General features: G+C 70.9%; 12 protein-coding genes and 1 tRNA gene. 2 read left to right on the top strand and 11 right to left on the bottom strand.

The window, feature by feature from the left end; all coding sequences use genetic code 11:
* Nucleotides 1–7 precede the first annotated feature (7 nt).
* Together ACA089_RS14660 and ACA089_RS14655 are read left to right on the top strand one after the other, a co-directional pair.
* A tRNA-Met gene (locus tag ACA089_RS14660) sits at nucleotides 8–84 on the top strand.
* A gap of 290 nt (nucleotides 85–374) precedes the next feature.
* A complete protein-coding gene (locus tag ACA089_RS14655) occupies nucleotides 375–2,846 on the top strand; it encodes a glycoside hydrolase family 9 protein (protein WP_372018187.1) in 2,472 nt (823 codons plus the stop codon).
* Between the two features lie 121 nt (nucleotides 2,847–2,967).
* Here ACA089_RS14655 and ACA089_RS14650 read toward each other — a convergent pair whose 3' ends face one another.
* The 11 genes from ACA089_RS14650 to nirD form a co-directional block, all read right to left on the bottom strand.
* Complete coding sequence (locus ACA089_RS14650; protein WP_372018185.1) at nucleotides 2,968–4,365, bottom strand: metal-dependent hydrolase family protein; 1,398 nt, start codon at nucleotides 4,363–4,365, stop codon at nucleotides 2,968–2,970.
* 63 nt (nucleotides 4,366–4,428) lie between these two features.
* Complete coding sequence (locus tag ACA089_RS14645) at nucleotides 4,429–5,865, bottom strand: DcaP family trimeric outer membrane transporter (RefSeq protein WP_372018183.1); 1,437 nt, start codon at nucleotides 5,863–5,865, stop codon at nucleotides 4,429–4,431.
* Nucleotides 5,866–5,966: 101 nt separating this feature from the next.
* A complete protein-coding gene (locus ACA089_RS14640; RefSeq protein ID WP_372018181.1) occupies nucleotides 5,967–6,566 on the bottom strand; it encodes a cytochrome c3 family protein in 600 nt (199 codons plus the stop codon).
* Nucleotides 6,567–6,568: 2 nt separating this feature from the next.
* A complete protein-coding gene (locus ACA089_RS14635; RefSeq protein ID WP_372018178.1) occupies nucleotides 6,569–7,132 on the bottom strand; it encodes a nitrate reductase cytochrome c-type subunit in 564 nt (187 codons plus the stop codon).
* 10 nt (nucleotides 7,133–7,142) lie between these two features.
* Nucleotides 7,143–9,638 (bottom strand): periplasmic nitrate reductase subunit alpha, encoded by a 2,496-nt coding sequence (gene napA, locus ACA089_RS14630; RefSeq protein WP_372018175.1) that lies wholly within the window; start codon nucleotides 9,636–9,638, stop codon nucleotides 7,143–7,145.
* On the bottom strand, nucleotides 9,635–9,937 hold the full coding sequence (locus ACA089_RS14625) for a chaperone NapD (RefSeq protein ID WP_372018173.1): 303 nt from the start codon (nucleotides 9,935–9,937) through the stop codon (nucleotides 9,635–9,637). Before ACA089_RS14625 ends, napA begins: the two co-directional genes overlap by 4 nt.
* Nucleotides 9,934–10,434, bottom strand: coding sequence for a ferredoxin-type protein NapF (napF, locus tag ACA089_RS14620; protein WP_372018172.1), 501 nt, complete (start codon nucleotides 10,432–10,434; stop codon nucleotides 9,934–9,936). The genes ACA089_RS14625 and napF overlap by 4 nt, the downstream gene beginning before the upstream one ends.
* A 5-nt stretch (nucleotides 10,435–10,439) precedes the next feature.
* Nucleotides 10,440–10,607 carry a periplasmic nitrate reductase, NapE protein gene (locus ACA089_RS14615; RefSeq protein ID WP_372018169.1) on the bottom strand — a complete coding sequence of 56 codons (168 nt, stop codon included), beginning with the start codon at nucleotides 10,605–10,607 and terminating at the stop codon, nucleotides 10,440–10,442.
* 235 nt (nucleotides 10,608–10,842) lie between these two features.
* Entirely contained in the window at nucleotides 10,843–11,643 is an 801-nt protein-coding gene (gene cobA, locus ACA089_RS14610) for a uroporphyrinogen-III C-methyltransferase (protein ID WP_372018969.1), read from the bottom strand.
* 26 nt (nucleotides 11,644–11,669) lie between these two features.
* Nucleotides 11,670–14,435, bottom strand: a complete 2,766-nt coding sequence (locus tag ACA089_RS14605; RefSeq protein ID WP_372018166.1) for a nitrate reductase — start codon at nucleotides 14,433–14,435, stop codon at nucleotides 11,670–11,672.
* Entirely contained in the window at nucleotides 14,435–14,809 is a 375-nt protein-coding gene (gene nirD, locus ACA089_RS14600) for a nitrite reductase small subunit NirD (protein ID WP_372018165.1), read from the bottom strand. The genes ACA089_RS14605 and nirD overlap by 1 nt, the downstream gene beginning before the upstream one ends.

Genomic DNA, 14,809 nt, shown 5'->3' with positions numbered 1-14,809 from the left:
TCCGCGAGGCTATGTAGCTCAGCCGGTTAGAGCACAGCACTCATAATGCTGGGGTCGGTGGTTCGAGTCCACCCATAGCCACCACGCCTTGATCGCTACCAACCCCATGATTCCATGGGGTTTTGTTTTTCGGGCCGCCGAACAGTCTCGCGACGCGACGCTGTCCCCCTGGACCGTCCTGTTGATCCGGGCGCGCGCGCCCCGAGCGCCCGCGACAATGCAGGACGAGCGATCGCACACCCGCCCGGACGCGGCCGCCGGCCGCACCCCGAGCGCCTGCGGGCGCCGATGGCATCTCACCGTGCGCCTGCGCAGTGGACTTCCCCGTCCTATCATCGGCCGGGGCCGGGGGACGGCCGATTCCGGGAGATCCGATGACGTCGACCGCGCGCTGGGCCGCCGCCCTCTGCATGCTCGCCTGCAGTCCAGCCCATGCGGCTCCCGCCCTCGAGCTCAACGCGCAGGGCTACTTCGAAGCGCCGGGCCTGAATGTCACCGTCTTCGCCGACATCTACCCTGACGGCCACCAGACCGGCGTCACCATCATCCAGCATGGGGAGCGCGTCGCGGCGAATGGCGACCTGCGACTTGAACCGTCGCCGGGGCAGTGGTCGCCGATGCCGGCCGCGGTCGGCAAGCCGGTCGTGGATGCGGCGGGCGGTACCGTGAGCCAGACCCTGCGCTATCCCGACGAAAGCAAGGACCGCAAAGGCTTCAACCCCATCGAGTATCCCGACCTGCACTTCACCTACCACGTGCGGGTCACGCCGCTGGAAGGCCATGCGTTCCAGGTGGCGGTCGACCTCGACAAGCCGTTGCCGGCCGAATGGGAGGGCAAGGTCGGCTTCAACTTCGAGCTGTTTCCCACCGACCTGTTCGGCAAGTCCTGGCTCATGGACGGCGCCTCGGGAATATTCCCGCGCCAGGCCAACGGGCCGGTGCATCACCACCCGGGGCAGTTCGTCACCGCACCACTGGCCTCGGGCAGGACGCTGGTGGTCGCGCCCGAAAGCGAACTGCAGCGCCTGACGATCGAAAGCACGAGCGGCCGGCTGCAGCTGCTGGACGGCCGCGGCAACATGAACAACGGATGGTTCATCGTGCGCGAACCGACCCGGCGCGGCGCGACCCGCAACGCCGTGTCCTGGACCATCACGCCACACGTGGATCCGGACTGGCGCTACGCCCCGGTGGTGCAGGTCTCCCAGGTCGGTTACCGGCCGGGGCAGGCGAAAACCGTCGTGATCGAACAGGACAGCCGCGACCAGGGCATCGATCCTCTCCTCGTGTACCGCATGACCGCCGCCGGTCCCAGCGAAGTGGCCCGGCTCATGCCCGAAACGTGGGGCAGGTTCCTCCGCTACCAGTACCTCACCGCCGACCTGGACGCGGTGGCAGAACCCGGCATGTACGTGCTCGAGTACCGAGGCAAGCGCACGCACGCTTTCCGCATCGCCGAGGATGTGTACGACCGCGGCGTCTGGCAACCCACGCTCGAGTACTTCCTGCCCGCGCAGATGTGCCACATGCGGGTCACGGAGAACTACCGCACCTGGCATGGACTCGACCACCAGGATGACGCGCGCATGGCCATGCCCGGCGTCCATTTCGACGGCTACGACCAGGGTCCGGACACGCTCACGCGCTATCGTCCCGGCGATCGCGTACCCGGCCTGACCGCGGGTGGATGGCACGACGCCGGCGATTACGACCTGCGCGTGGAAAGCCAGATGGGCACGGTGTGGCTGCTGGCGAAGATGGTCGAGGAGTTCGGGCTGGACTACGACGCCACCGGGATCGACCAGGCGAAGAAGGAAGTCCGACTGCTCAGGCCCGACGGCGTCAACGACGCCCTGCAGCAGATCGAACACGGCCTGCTCAGCGTGCTCGGGGGTTATCGGGCGCTGGGCCGCACGTATCGCGGCATCATCGAGCCGACACTCGATCAGTACGTCCTGCTCGGCGACGTGGCCACGCAGACCGACGGGCTGCGGTACGACCCGTCGCTCGCGCCCGGCGCCCGCACGGCCACGACCTCCTCCATCGCCGATGACCGCTGGGTATTCACCGAGGACAACCCGGACCGCGAACTGGACACCGCGGCCGGCCTGGCCACGGCGGCGCGCGTGCTGCGGCAGACCCATCCGCGCATGGCCGCCGAGGCGCTGGCGGCCGCCCGCGACCTGCATGCGCGCGCGATCGACCGCGCCACCCGGGTGCGGCCGCGCGTCTTCGCCACCGCGGAACTGGCCCGAAGCACGGGCGAGCAGGCGTATCTGGACCGGCTGCTGGCGATGAAGGCCGACATCCTGGCGCATATCGACCAGGCGGGCCCACCCCTGGCCGAGGCCCTGTCGCTGATCGAAGACCCGGGTTTCCTGCGCGAGGTCGATGCAGCGGTGCGGGCGCACCAGGCCAAGCTCGCCGAGCAGGCGACCCAGACGCCGTATCGCGTGCCCTACGTACCGCACATCTGGGGCGCGGGCTGGGACATCCAGAAGTTCGGCGTGGACCAGTACTTCTTCCGCAAGGCCTGGCCGCAGCACACCCCGGTCACCTTGCAGCAGGACGCGCTGAACTTCGTCCTGGGAGTGCATCCGGGCAATCGCACCGAGTCGTTCGCCTCGGGCGTGGGCGCCCACTCGGCCACCGTCGCCTACGGCACCAACCGGGCCGACTGGAGCTACATTCCGGGTGGCGTCATTTCCGGCACCGCGCTGATCCGCCCGGACCTGCCTGAGCTGAAGGTCTGGCCCTATTTCTGGCAGCAACGCGAGTACGTGATCGGGGGCGGCGCGGAGAACTTCATGTTCCTCGCGCTGGCGGCCGCGCAGCGCGGGGACTGAAGATCCGCACCCTGGTCCGGGCCGGAGCGGCCCGGGTCACGCCCGCCGCCGCATGCGCGGTCCGGGCCGTGCGGACGCCGCGTGGCACGCGCGGCCCTCGCTGCGCGGCGCCCCAGGCGGGCTAGAGCGTGTCCTTGTAGATCACGCCGTCCTTCATGATCACCTTGAAGCTCTGCTCGGGCCGGGTGATCAGCGAGATGTCGGCGACCGGATCGCCATCCACCAGCAGCAGGTCGGCCAGCGCGCCCTCACGCACCACCCCGATCGTGCCCGGATAGGGATTGCGCTTGCCGGTCAGCTGCAGCAGTTCGCCGTTGGTGCCGGTGGCCATCACCAGCGCCTCGCCCGGGCTGTACCAGCGGGTGAGGCTGGCCAGGATCGCGCCCTGCTGGGTGGCCAGCGCGGCGGAGAACAGCACGTCGGTGCCCCAGGCGGTCTTGAGCCGGTACTTCTTCGCCAGGTCGTAGGCGTGGTTGTTGCCGGCGAACACCTCGTCGGCCTTCTTCCGCTCGAAAGAACCCGGCGGGAATGCGTCGGCCAAGGCATCCGGAAACGGCTGGATGCTCAGCCAGACGCCCTTCTGGGCGATCAGCCGCGCGGTCGCGTCGTCCATCAGGCTGCCATGCTCGATGACCTTGACCCCGGCCTCGATCGCCTCGCGGATCGCTTCGGGCGTATAGGCATGCACGGTGACATACGTGCCCCAGTTGCCGGCGGCTTCCGTCGCGGCGCGCAGTTCCGCCGGGGTGAAGGTGATCGCATCGAGCGGACTGTGCGGCGAGGACACGCCGCCGCCCGCGGTCAGCTTGATCTGCGAGGCACCGCGCATCAGCTGCTCGCGCACGCGCATGCGGACCTCGTCGGGACTGTCGGCGATGGCGGTGTCACCCTCCAGGTCGGTCGGGCCCGGCGCGCCCATCGTCCGGGGCAGGTCTCCCGCGTGGCGGAAGTCCCCGTGCCCACTGGTCACGCTGATCATCGCCCCGGACGGGTAGATGCGCGGGCCGGGGAGGATGCCCTCGTCCACCGCCTGCTTCAGCCCGAAGGAATTGCCGCCCACGTCACGCACGGTGGTGAAGCCGCGCATCAGCGTGCGCGTGGATTCGGCGGCGGCGATCGCCGTGAGGTAGCGATGGTCGCCGTTGAGGATCGCGCCCAGCGACGGGGCGGCCATCATGCTGTGCCAGTGCGCGTCGATCAGGCCGGGCATGAGCACGCGGCCGCCGCCCTCGATCACGCGCGTTGCCGGTTCGGGTACCGCCCCGGCACCGATCCGTTCGATCCGGTTGCCGCGGACCAGCACGTCGCTCGGGCCTGACACCCGGCCGGAGACGCCATCGAAGATCCGCACGTTGCGGAACAGGACCGACCCGGGCGCCTGCGCCGCCGGGGTCGCGGTGGACCCTGCCTGCGCGGCCGCCGCGGCGAGCGAGTGGTCATGGGCCCCGGCATGGCCGGCGCACACCGTGGAAGCGAGGACAGCCACCGCAACGAACAGCAGACGCGAACCGGATCCCATGTTCCCTCCACGGCCTCGATGGATGCATCGATCATGTCACAGCGCCGCCGGGCGCGTGCGACGCTACTTGATGAAGTCGTACTTGAGCGAGGTCTGCAGGCGGAACGCGTCGCCGTCCCCACCATCCTGCCGCTCAAGTTTCCCGTAAAGCAGCTCCAGTCCCCAGCTCCAGCTCGGCAGGGGGGAGTAGACCAGGTTGGCGGCGGCATAGTCGCTGCGCCGGAACGCGTCCGCAGCCAGGCCCTCGTTGTGCTCCAGGCCCAGGCGACCCCAGGTCACGGTCGATCGCCAGTGTGCGCTCCACGGATGGCCGTATCCGATCCAGACGCCCCACTCGTCCAGCACCTCCAGCGAACCGTCGTCGTCGACCACCGCGTCCAGCCCGATGCCGCCCAGGTCGCCGACGTAGGCGGCGATGCCGCGCCCACCCACGAGGCCCCAGGTCACGTAACTGCCCGCGTCGGCCGTCCATGCGCCGCTTATTGCGAGCCCGCCGGCCATGGCCTCGTCGCTGCCCGAATCGCCGCGGTAGGCCAGCTGGCGCAACAATGCGCCCGCCTGCACGTGCCCGCTGCCGCCCTCATGCCGGGCCGCGAGCACCAGGTTCGGCGCGGTGGTCCGGGCCGCGCCGTCGCCCGCGGTGATCTCCGGCGGGGCGTGTTCGGCGGCGACCACCAGCTGGTTGCCGCCCGCCAGCGGCACGTACTGGCGGATGCTGGCCAGCCGCGCGAACGGCATGGCGCCCGGGCCGGCGAAGTCGAGCGTGTCGGGCCCCGAATCCAGGTCGAGGAATGCGGAGAATCCGTAGCCGACGTAGGTGTTGCCCAGCTGGCCCCAGGCGTGGCGGAGGTTGTATCCGTAGGAACCACCCGGCCCGTAGAAGTCGTTCTGCAGGACGAAGCGCAGCCCGCCGTAGTCGGTCTGCCGGCGGGCCTCGATCGTGAACCGGGTCTGCCGCGCGTGCATGTTGAAGCTGCCGTCGCCTGACTGTTCGCCGGCGGGAAGGGTGGAGGTGATGAACTGGTCGCGGTCGCCGGCGTCATCGCTGTCGTACATCGCGTCCAGCTTGGCGTAGCCGCCCAGGCGCAGCCAGGTCGACGTGCCGCGCACCGGGAAGAAGCCCTCCTGGCCATCGTCGCCCGGGTCCAGCTCGCTGTCGGCGCGCGCACCACCCTGCTCGTCCTCGCTGAACGAGGGATGCGCGGGCAACGGCGATTCCTCCGGCACCGGCATCGCCACGGCCGCCGTCGCGGCCACGGGTGGGGCGGTGGACGGAGGCGTTCCGGGCGACACGACGGGCGCGGGCGGGGAAGCCGCGACCGGCGGCGCGCCCGGGGCGGCCCGCTCCGCTTCCAGGACTTCGATCCGCCTGACGAGCAGGTCCACAGTCTCGCGCAGGCGGGCGATTTCCGCATCGCGCTCGTCGTCGGTCACCTGCGCGCCGGCGGGCGACGCCGCCAGGGCGGCGATCACGCACATCGCCGGGACCATGTATCGCATGAGCCACCTCCTGCGACCGCCAGCCGCGCAAGCATCCCCGCAACCCGGGCCTGGCCCGCCCCGCACGCGCCTGGACTGCCGGCGGCGGTGCCTCGCCGCGATCAGCCCTGCGGCACGCCCGCCATGTTCGGCAGCTGGTGGGCGATGCCCTTGTGGCAGTCGATGCACGTGCGTTCGCCCGTACCCAGCCACAAGCGGTGGATCTGCGCGGCACGCGGGCTCTGCCGGGTCAGGTCCATCGAATCGAAGTCATGGCAGTTGCGGCACTCCAGCGAGTCGTTGGCCTTCAGCCGCTCCCACTCGTGGTTGGCCAGCACCAGGCGTTCGTCGAGGAACTTCTCGCGGGTATTGATGGTGCCGAAGATCTTGCCCCAGACCTCCTTGGAGGCCTGCATCTTGCGCGCGATCTTGTCGGTCCAGTTGTGCGGGACGTGGCAGTCCGGGCAGGTCGCGCGCACGCCGGAGCGGTTGGTGTAGTGGATCGTGCCCTTGAGCTCCTGGAACACGTTGTCGCGCATCTCGTGGCAGCTGGTGCAGAACTTCTCGGTATTGGTCGCCTCCAGCGCGGTGTTGAACCCGCCCCAGAACATCACCCCGGCGATGAACCCGGCCACGGTCAGGAACCCCAGGCTGTAGTACCGGCTGGGCGAGCGCAGGGTGCGCCAGAAGCCGAGCGCGTGCGGCTTGATCCGCCTCCACATGCTCAATGTCCTCCCGGCGGCGGGGCGGCCAGCAGGCTGTCGATGTCCTTGAAGCCGTTGGCGACCAGCGTCGGCGCGTCGGTCTGGACCACGTGGCACTGGTTGCAGAAGTAGCGGCGCGGCGAGATCGTGGCCAGGAACTGGTCGTCGCGGTCCATGTAGTGGGTGACGCTGACCGGCGGCGCCTGGAAGGTGGCGGCGTTGGCGCGCGCGTGGCAGAGCATGCAGCGGTTGCTGTTCTTGTCGACCTGGTAGCCGTCGATGGTGTGCGGGATCGTCGGCGGCTGCATCGGGTAGTTGCGGACGCGGCGGATGTCGGTGTTCTCCACCCGCGCCATCGGCGGGGGGTGGCCTTCCTTGTCGACCGGCACGCCGCGGCGGATCGCATCGATCTGGCCGTCGCCGGGCACGAAGATCGCGCGCGCGCCCACCGGCTGGGAGGCAGGCGCCGAGGCCTGTGCAGGCGGCGGCCGCTTGTGGCTGCCGAACATCCAGCCGGCGGCGAACACCAGCACCGACAGCAGCACGGTCAGGGCGACGGCGACGAGCAGGGGCTTGTTGCGCATGGGAACGCTCCTAGGCGACCACGACCTTGACCGCGCACTTCTTGTAGTCGGTCTGCTTGGAAATGGGATCGGTCGCGTCCAGCGTGACCTTGTTGATCAGCTGGCCGGCATCGAACCAGGGCACGAACACCATGCCGACCGGCATGCGGTTGCGCCCGCGCGTCTCCACCCGGGAACGCATCTCGCCCCGGCGCGACACCACCCGGACCTCGTCGCCGCGCTTGAGCCCGCGCGCGCGCGCGTCATCGGGATTCATGAACACCACCGCGGCCGGGAACGAGCGGTACAGCTCGGGGATGCGCATGGTCATCGAACCGGAGTGCCAGTGCTCGAGCACCCGCCCGGTGACCAGCCACATGTCGTACTCGGCGTCCGGCGATTCGGCCGGCGGCTCGTATGGCAGGGCCCAGACCACCGCGCGGTTGTCGGGGAAGCCGTAGAACTTGTGCCCCTCGCCCGCCTTCACGTACGGATCGGCGCCCTCGATGTAGCGGCGGCGGGTCTCCTTGCCGTCCACCACCGGCCAGCGCAGGCCGTGGGCCTCGTGGTACATGTCGAACGGCGCGAGGTCGTGGCCATGGCCGCGCCCGAACGCGGCGTACTCCTCGAACAGGCCCTTCTGCACGTAGAAGCCGAACGCCTCCGATTCCTGGTTGGCGTAGCCCTCGGCGATGTCGGACACCGGGTAGCGGTCGACGTTGCCGTTGCGGAACAGCACGTCGAACAGGGTCTTGCCCTTGAACGCCGGGTTGGCCGCCAGCAGTTCGGCCGGCCAGCACTCGTCGGTGGTGAAGCGCTTGGAGAACTCCATCAGCTGCCACAGGTCGGACTTGGCCTCGCCGGGCGCGTTGACCAGCTGGTGCCAGAACTGGGTGCGGCGTTCCGCATTCCCGTAGGCGCCTTCCTTCTCCACCCACATCGCCGCGGGCAGGATCAGGTCGGCGGCCTGGCAGGTGACGGTCGGGTAGGCGTCGGACACCACGATGAAGTTGTCCGGGTTGCGGTAGCCCGGCCAGGTCTCCTCGTAGAGGTTGGCCGCCGCCTGCATGTTGTTGTTGACCTGCACCCAGTAGGCGTTGAGCTTGCCGTCGCGCAGCATGCGGTTCTGCTGCACGGCGTGGTAGCCGGGCTTGGGATTGATCAGCCCGTGCGGGACCTTCCAGATCTCCTCGGCGTGCTTGCGGTGCTCGGGGTTGGCGACCAGCATGTCCGCCGGCAGGCGGTGGCTGAAGGTGCCGACCTCGCGCGCCGTGCCGCAGGCCGAGGGCTGCCCGGTCAGCGAGAACGGACTGTTGCCGGGCGTGGATATCTTCCCGGTCAGCAGGTGGATGTTGTAGACCATGTTGTTGGCCCACACGCCGCGCGTGTGCTGGTTGAAGCCCATGGTCCAGAACGAGGTGACCTTGATGTCCGGGTCGGCGTACAGCTCGGCCAGCTGCTGCAGCCAGCCGCGTTCCACGCCGCTCATCTCGACCGCCTTGTCGAGCGTGTACGGCTTCACGAACTCGGCGAACTGCTCGAAGGTGATCGCCTCGCCGCCGCCCGGGTCGTCCGCGTTCTCGGCCGCCTGCTCCAGCGGGTGGTCCGGACGCAGGCCATAGCCGATGTCCTGGTTGCCCTTCTTGAAGTTGAGCCGGTTGTCGACGAAGAACTTGTTGACCCGGCCGGTCTGGATGATGTGGTTGGCGATGTAGTTGAGGATGACCAGGTCGGTCTGCGGCTTGAACACGATCGGGATGTCGGCCAGTTCGAAGCTGCGGTGCTCGAACGTGGACATCACCGCGACCTTGACGTGCGGGTGCGACAGCCGGCGGTCGGTGACCCGGGTCCACAGGATCGGGTGCATCTCGGCCATGTTCGAGCCCCACAGCACGAACGCGTCGGCGGCCTCGATGTCGTCGTAGCAGCCCATCGGCTCGTCCATGCCGAAGGTGCGCATGAAGCCCATCACCGCCGAGGCCATGCAATGGCGCGCGTTCGGGTCGATGTGGTTGCTGCGGAAGCCGGCCTTCATCAGCTTGTTGGCCGCGTAGCCTTCCCAGATGGTCCACTGGCCGGAGCCGAACATGCCGATCGCGTCGCCGCCCTTGGCCTTGAGCACCTTCTTGAACTGCTCGGCCATCACGTCGAAGGCCTCGTCCCACTCCACCGGGGTGAAGTCGCCGTCCTTCGCGTAGACCCCGCCCTTCTTGCGCAGCAGCGGCTTGGTCAGCCGGTCCTCGCCGTACATCACCTTGGACAGGAAGTAGCCCTTGACGCAGTTGATGCCGCGGTTGACCTCCGAGTGGACGTCGCCGTGGGTGGCGACCACGCGGCCGTCGCGCACGGCCACGTTCACCCCGCAGCCGGTGCCGCAGTAGCGGCACGGCGCCTTGTCCCACTTGAGCGAGGTCAGGTCGCCCTCGGTGATGACGTTGCTGCTGCCGCCGGGCAGCGGCAGCCCGGCCGCGGCCGCGGCGGTGGCGATGGCGCTGTGGCGGATGAAATCGCGGCGTGTGCTGCTCATGCGGGTGTACTCGCGGTGGCATCGGGAATGGGTTCGTCGAGCGCGGCGTCCGGCTCGGCATGGTGGTAGACCAGCAGCACGTTGAGCACGCCGGGCACCTCCTTGAGCTGGTCCACGCGGTCCATCACCGCGTGGCGGTCGGCCGATTCGCACAGGACCACGCTGCGGGTATCGCCGGGCACCGCCAGCTCCAGGTCGGCATGGCCGTCGACCATCGCCGCCACGGCCGCCGCCCCGCCGGGGCGGTGCTGGACGACGAAGCTGGCGATGTGGACCTCGTCGGCGCGGCAGGCGCTCATGCGGGAACCTCCTGTGGCGCCCTGGCGAGCACGATCGCGCCCGTCGGGCAGATGCCGACGCAGGCACCGCAGCCGGTGCAGCGCCCGGGGTCGATCGCCGCCGGCCCGCGCGCCCCCGGGGCGACCCGGATCGCATGTTCGGGACAGGCTTCGCGGCAGCTCGCGCAGACGATGCCCTGAGCCGACAGGCATCCCGCCGCCACCTGGGCGCGGAGTTCCCAGGGCGGTGAAAGCGCGCCGTCCAGTGCGCCGCTGCCGCAGGCGCGGGTGCAGTCGCCGCAGAAGGTGCATTCGCCCTGCGCCGGGTCGAAGCGCGGCCGGCCGTCGCGGTCGCGGACGAGCACCTGCCCGGGACAGGCTTCGACGCAGGCGTCGCAGCGGGTGCAGCGGGCCGCGAACTGCGGCCCGTCCAGTGCCCATGGCGGACGCAGCGCGGGTGGATCGACCGCGTCGCGGCCGAACAGGAGGGCACGTCGGTTGAGCGTCGCCGTTGCCATCGGGGTCACGCGCTCGGCGGACCGGCGAACAGGAGCTGCCACATCCACACCAGGAAGCCGTAGCCGGCCACGATCAGGATCGCGATCAGCGGGAAGATCACCCCCACGACGAGCAGGAACGCGAGGCGCTCCTGGTTGCGGGTGGCCCTGACCTCCTGGCTTTCCTGCTCCATGTGCCTGGCCCTTTCAGGATGGGAACGCAGCAGTGCTGGCCCGAGGCTAACACAGGGAGGCGGGGCGGGCGCTACCTCGCGTGTGCGGCACGGCACGCTTCGGGATGCGGCGCGCGCTCACCACGCGCGCGTGCCAACAAGATGCGATGGCCACGCGGGCGTCGCCCCGTGGCGCCACGGACCGTGGCCCGGCGCCGAAGGTGGCGGTCCTGCTGCGTCGCGGAAAGCCGCGGTCCTAGCGGCGTTGCTGCGACCGCGCGCGCGGCGTGGCCGGCACCTCGCCGGCCGAAGCCGCGGCCAGCGCCGGTCCGACCAGGATCAGGCCCGGCAGGCCGGGTTCCAGTGCCAGCGCCGCCCGCACGAGTCCATGCAGCGGGGACACGACGCGGCGCTCGCCGGGCTGGCTGGCCGACTGCACGATCGCCGCCGGGGTGCCGGGTGGAAGGTGGCGGAGCAGGCCCTCGACGATCGACGCGAGCCGGCCCATGCCCATGTAGATCGCCAGGGTGGTGCCGCTGCGGGCCAGTGCTTCCCAGTCCGGCTCGCCGTGGTCGGCGGTATGCGCGGTGACGAAGGTGATGCCATGGCAGTGATCGCGGTGGGTCAGCGACACGCCCAGCGACGCGGCCGCGGCGAACGCGGCGCTGATGCCGTTGACCACCCGCACCGGCACGCCGGCCTCGCGCAGGAATGCGATCTCCTCGCCGGCGCGGCCGAACATCAGCGCATCGCCGCCCTTGACCCGGACCACGCGCAGGCCCTGCAGCGCGTAGCGCCGCATCAGACGGCAGATGAAGGCCTGCGGCGTGGAGCGGCAGCCGCCGCGCTTGCCGACCCGGACCACGCGGGCGTGGGGCGCGAGCTCGACGACCCCGGGATTGACCAGCTCGTCCAGCAGCAGCACCTCGGCCTGCGCCAGCGCGCGCACCGCCTTGAGCGTGAGCAGCTCGAGGTCGCCGGGACCGGCCGAGAGCAGCACGACCTCGGCAGGAACGCGGCGCGGCTCCGGCGCGGCGGGAATCGGCGGCGTCGCCATCGTGCCCTCCGGGGCGTCATGGAAGTTCATGCGCTGGCCACCTCGCGCGCGAGCCGGGTCAGCTGCGGCACGCAGGAGCCGCAGACCGTGCCGCAGCCCAGGCGCAGCTTGAGCGCGGGCACGTCGGCGCCGGCGCGCACTTCGGCGCGGATCGCCGATTCGCTGACCTGCCGGCAGACGCAGACCACCGGGTCGCGGGCGACCTCGGCCAGCGCCGAGAACGCGGCCAGGCGTGGCCCGCGCCAGGCCGCCCCGGCCAGCGCGGTGCGCAGCAGCGATTCGCCGCCCGGCTGCGCGTCGGTCCACAGCAGGCCGTCGACGAAGTTCGCGCCGGCGTCGTTGCGCCAGGCCACCCGCTTGAGCAGGCCGCGGCGGGCGTCGCGGTACTCGAGCGTGTCGGGGCCGGCACACAATGCAAGCGCGCCGTCCAGCGTGGCCAGCCACTCCGCCGGCATCGCCTGCTCGGCGGCGGCGCGCATCACCAGCCAGGCGACGCCATCCTCCTCGCCGGGTGCGGCCTGCAGCGTCAGGCTGGCGTACCCGCATTCCTTCAGCAGCGGCTGCACCGCCGCGCGCAGCGCCAGCGCATCGCCGCGGCGCGCGGCCAGCAGGTGCCAGCCGAACGCGGCCTTCTCCACCCGCACTGCCGCGTGCTTGAGTTCGGGTTGGCGCGAGCGTGCGTCGAACGCCGGCTGGCTGACCTCGTTGATGCCGCCGCTGGACAGGTGCTGCCCGCTCCAGTGCATGGCCGCGAACACGGTGCCGGACCCGACCTCGTCGGACAGCTCCAGCGGCAGCACCAGCTCGCCGCGCTTGCTGGCGATGCGCACCAGCTCGCCGGCCTTCAGGCCGCGGCGGACGGCGTCGTCCGGATGCATGCGCAGGCCCGGCTCGGGGCTGTGCGCGAACAGCTGCGGCACCCGGCCGGTGCGCGACATGCCATGCCACTGGTCGCGCAGGCGGCCCGTGAGCAGGCGCAGCGGATAGCGCGCGGAGGTCGGCTCGGCCACCGGCCTGTAGGCGGTGGCGTGGAAGCGTGCGCGGCCGTCGGCGGTGGCGAACACGCCATCGGCGTAGCGGCGCGCCTGTCCCTGCGATTGCCCGGCCGGGAACGGCCACTGCTGCGGGCCGTCGCCCTCGAGTCGCGCGTAGTCCAGGCCGCCGATGTCGAGGTCGCGACCGACGGTGAGCGCGCGGTGCTCCTCGAAGATCGCCGCCGGCGTGTCGGCCTGGAACAGCGGCTGCGCGCCCGGCGCGCCCAGTCGCGCCTCGATCCGGCGCGCGACTTCGCGTGCGATCCACCAGTCGGCCCGGGCCTGGCCCGGCGCGGCCGTGGCGGCGCGCACCCGCGAGATCCGGCGCTCGGAATTGGTGACGGTGCCTTCCTTCTCGCCCCACGTGCTGGCCGGCAGCAGTGCGTCCGCATAGGGCACGGTGTCGGTGTCGGCGAACGCCTCCTGCACGACCACATACTCGGCGCGCTGCAGCGCCTCGCGCACCTGGCCGATGTCGGGCATCGAGTGCACGGGGTTGGTGCAGGCGATCCACACCGCCTTGACCTTGCCCACCCGCACCGCCTCGAACAGCTCCACCGCGGCCAGGCCCGGCTTGCCGGACAGGCTGCCCGGCGGCAGCTTCCACAGCGCCTCGACCTCGGCGCGATGGTCCTCGTCGGCGATCTCGCGGTGCGCGGCCAGCATCGTCGCCATGCCGCCGACCTCCCGCCCGCCCATCGCGTTGGGCTGGCCGGTGAGCGAGAACGGACCGGCGCCCGGCCGGCCGATCTGGCGCGTGGCCAGGTGCAGGTGGATCAGGGCCAGGTTCTTGTCCGTGCCGTGCGCGGACTGGTTCAGGCCCATGCAGTACAGCGACAGCGCCGCCGGGCTGCGGCCGAACCATTCGGCGGCGGTGACCAGGTCCTGCGCCGGGATGCCGCAGATCTCGGCGGCCATGCGCGGCGTGTACTCGCGCAGCAGCGCCTTCAGCGCGGGAAAGCCGGCGGTGTGCGCGTCGATGAAGGCCTGGTCCAGCAGCCCCTCCCAGACCAGGTGGTGGAGCATGCCGTTGAACAGCGCCACGTCGGTGCCCGGCTGGATCGCCAGGTGCAGGTCGGCCATGGCGGCGGTGTCGGTGCGGCGCGGATCGACCACGATCCAGCGCACCGACGGGTCGGCCGCGCGCGCCGCCTCCAGGCGCCGGAACAGCACCGGATGCGCGTAGGCGGCATTGCTGCCGGCGAACAGCACCGTCTTCGCCAGCTCCAGGTCTTCGTAGCAGGTCGGCGGCCCGTCGGCACCGAGCGCCAGCTTGTAGCCGGTCACCGCGCTGGACATGCACAGGCGCGAGTTGGTGTCGATGTTGTTGGTGCCCAGCAGGCCCTTGGCCAGCTTGTTGAAGACGTAGTAGTCCTCGGTGAGCAGCTGGCCGGAGATGTAGAACGCCACCGCGTCGGGGCCGTGCCGTTCCACGATCCGGGCCAGGCGCTCGGCGACGGTGTCCAGCGCCAGCGCCCAGTCCACCGGCCGCCGCGGCTCGTGCCGCTGGCCACGCACTTCCGGCGCCAGCAGCCGGCCCTCCAGCCGGCGGGCGCTGTCGGCCAGGGCCAGGCCCTTGCTGCACAGCCGGCCGAAGTTGGCCGGATGACGCGGGTCGCCTTCCACCCCGGTGATGCGCTCGCCGGCGGCGGTGCGCTCGCTGTGGATCAGCACGCCGCAGCCGACGCCGCAGTAGCAGCAGGTGGAGCGCGTGGTCCGGCGCTCGCCGGGCAGCAGCGGGGCGCCGGCGCCGTCCATCAGGCGACCACCTCCGGCGTTGCGGCCGCCGGTGCGGCTTCGGCGAGCGGCGCCAGCGACAGCCATACTTCACCGTCGCGCACCTGCACCGGGTACCTGCGCGCGCAACCCACGTCCGGTGCGCAGGCCTGGCCGCTGTCGAGCTGGATGTTCCAGCCGTGCAACGGGCAGGTCACCGTATCGCCGGAGACGATCCCCTGCGACAGCGGGCCACCCTTGTGCGGGCAGCGGTCGACGAGCGCGAACACGCGCGCGGCGGCCGGCCGGAACAGGGCGATGTTGTCGCCGCCCGCGCATTCGAGCACGCGCGAACCCAGCAGCGGGATGTCGTCGACCGCGCAGACGCGGACCCAGGTTTCATCGGCTGCGTGCAT

The organism is Pseudoxanthomonas fibrivorans, assembly GCF_041464125.1.
Lineage (GTDB): Bacteria > Pseudomonadota > Gammaproteobacteria > Xanthomonadales > Xanthomonadaceae > Pseudoxanthomonas.
The sequence above is the reverse complement of the archived record's forward strand: the minus strand, read 5'-3'. Positions and strand labels throughout refer to the sequence as shown.

What these genes read in the sequence shown, in the direction of transcription:
- ACA089_RS14640 (WP_372018181.1), bottom strand. Translation starts at nt 6,566, where the DNA reads ATGTGGAGGCGGATCAAGCCGCACGCGCTCGGCTTCTGGCGCACCCTG.
- ACA089_RS14645 (WP_372018183.1), bottom strand. Translation starts at nt 5,865, where the DNA reads ATGCGATACATGGTCCCGGCGATGTGCGTGATCGCCGCCCTGGCGGCG.
- ACA089_RS14635 (WP_372018178.1), bottom strand. Translation starts at nt 7,132, where the DNA reads ATGCGCAACAAGCCCCTGCTCGTCGCCGTCGCCCTGACCGTGCTGCTG.
- ACA089_RS14650 (WP_372018185.1), bottom strand. Translation starts at nt 4,365, where the DNA reads ATGGGATCCGGTTCGCGTCTGCTGTTCGTTGCGGTGGCTGTCCTCGCT.
- cobA (WP_372018969.1), bottom strand. Translation starts at nt 11,643, where the DNA reads ATGGCGACGCCGCCGATTCCCGCCGCGCCGGAGCCGCGCCGCGTTCCT.
- ACA089_RS14605 (WP_372018166.1), bottom strand. Translation starts at nt 14,435, where the DNA reads ATGGACGGCGCCGGCGCCCCGCTGCTGCCCGGCGAGCGCCGGACCACG.
- nirD (WP_372018165.1), bottom strand. Translation starts at nt 14,809, where the DNA reads ATGCACGCAGCCGATGAAACCTGGGTCCGCGTCTGCGCGGTCGACGAC.
- ACA089_RS14625 (WP_372018173.1), bottom strand. Translation starts at nt 9,937, where the DNA reads ATGAGCGCCTGCCGCGCCGACGAGGTCCACATCGCCAGCTTCGTCGTC.
- ACA089_RS14615 (WP_372018169.1), bottom strand. Translation starts at nt 10,607, where the DNA reads ATGGAGCAGGAAAGCCAGGAGGTCAGGGCCACCCGCAACCAGGAGCGC.
- napA (WP_372018175.1), bottom strand. Translation starts at nt 9,638, where the DNA reads ATGAGCAGCACACGCCGCGATTTCATCCGCCACAGCGCCATCGCCACC.
- ACA089_RS14655 (WP_372018187.1), top strand. Translation starts at nt 375, where the DNA reads ATGACGTCGACCGCGCGCTGGGCCGCCGCCCTCTGCATGCTCGCCTGC.
- napF (WP_372018172.1), bottom strand. Translation starts at nt 10,434, where the DNA reads ATGGCAACGGCGACGCTCAACCGACGTGCCCTCCTGTTCGGCCGCGAC.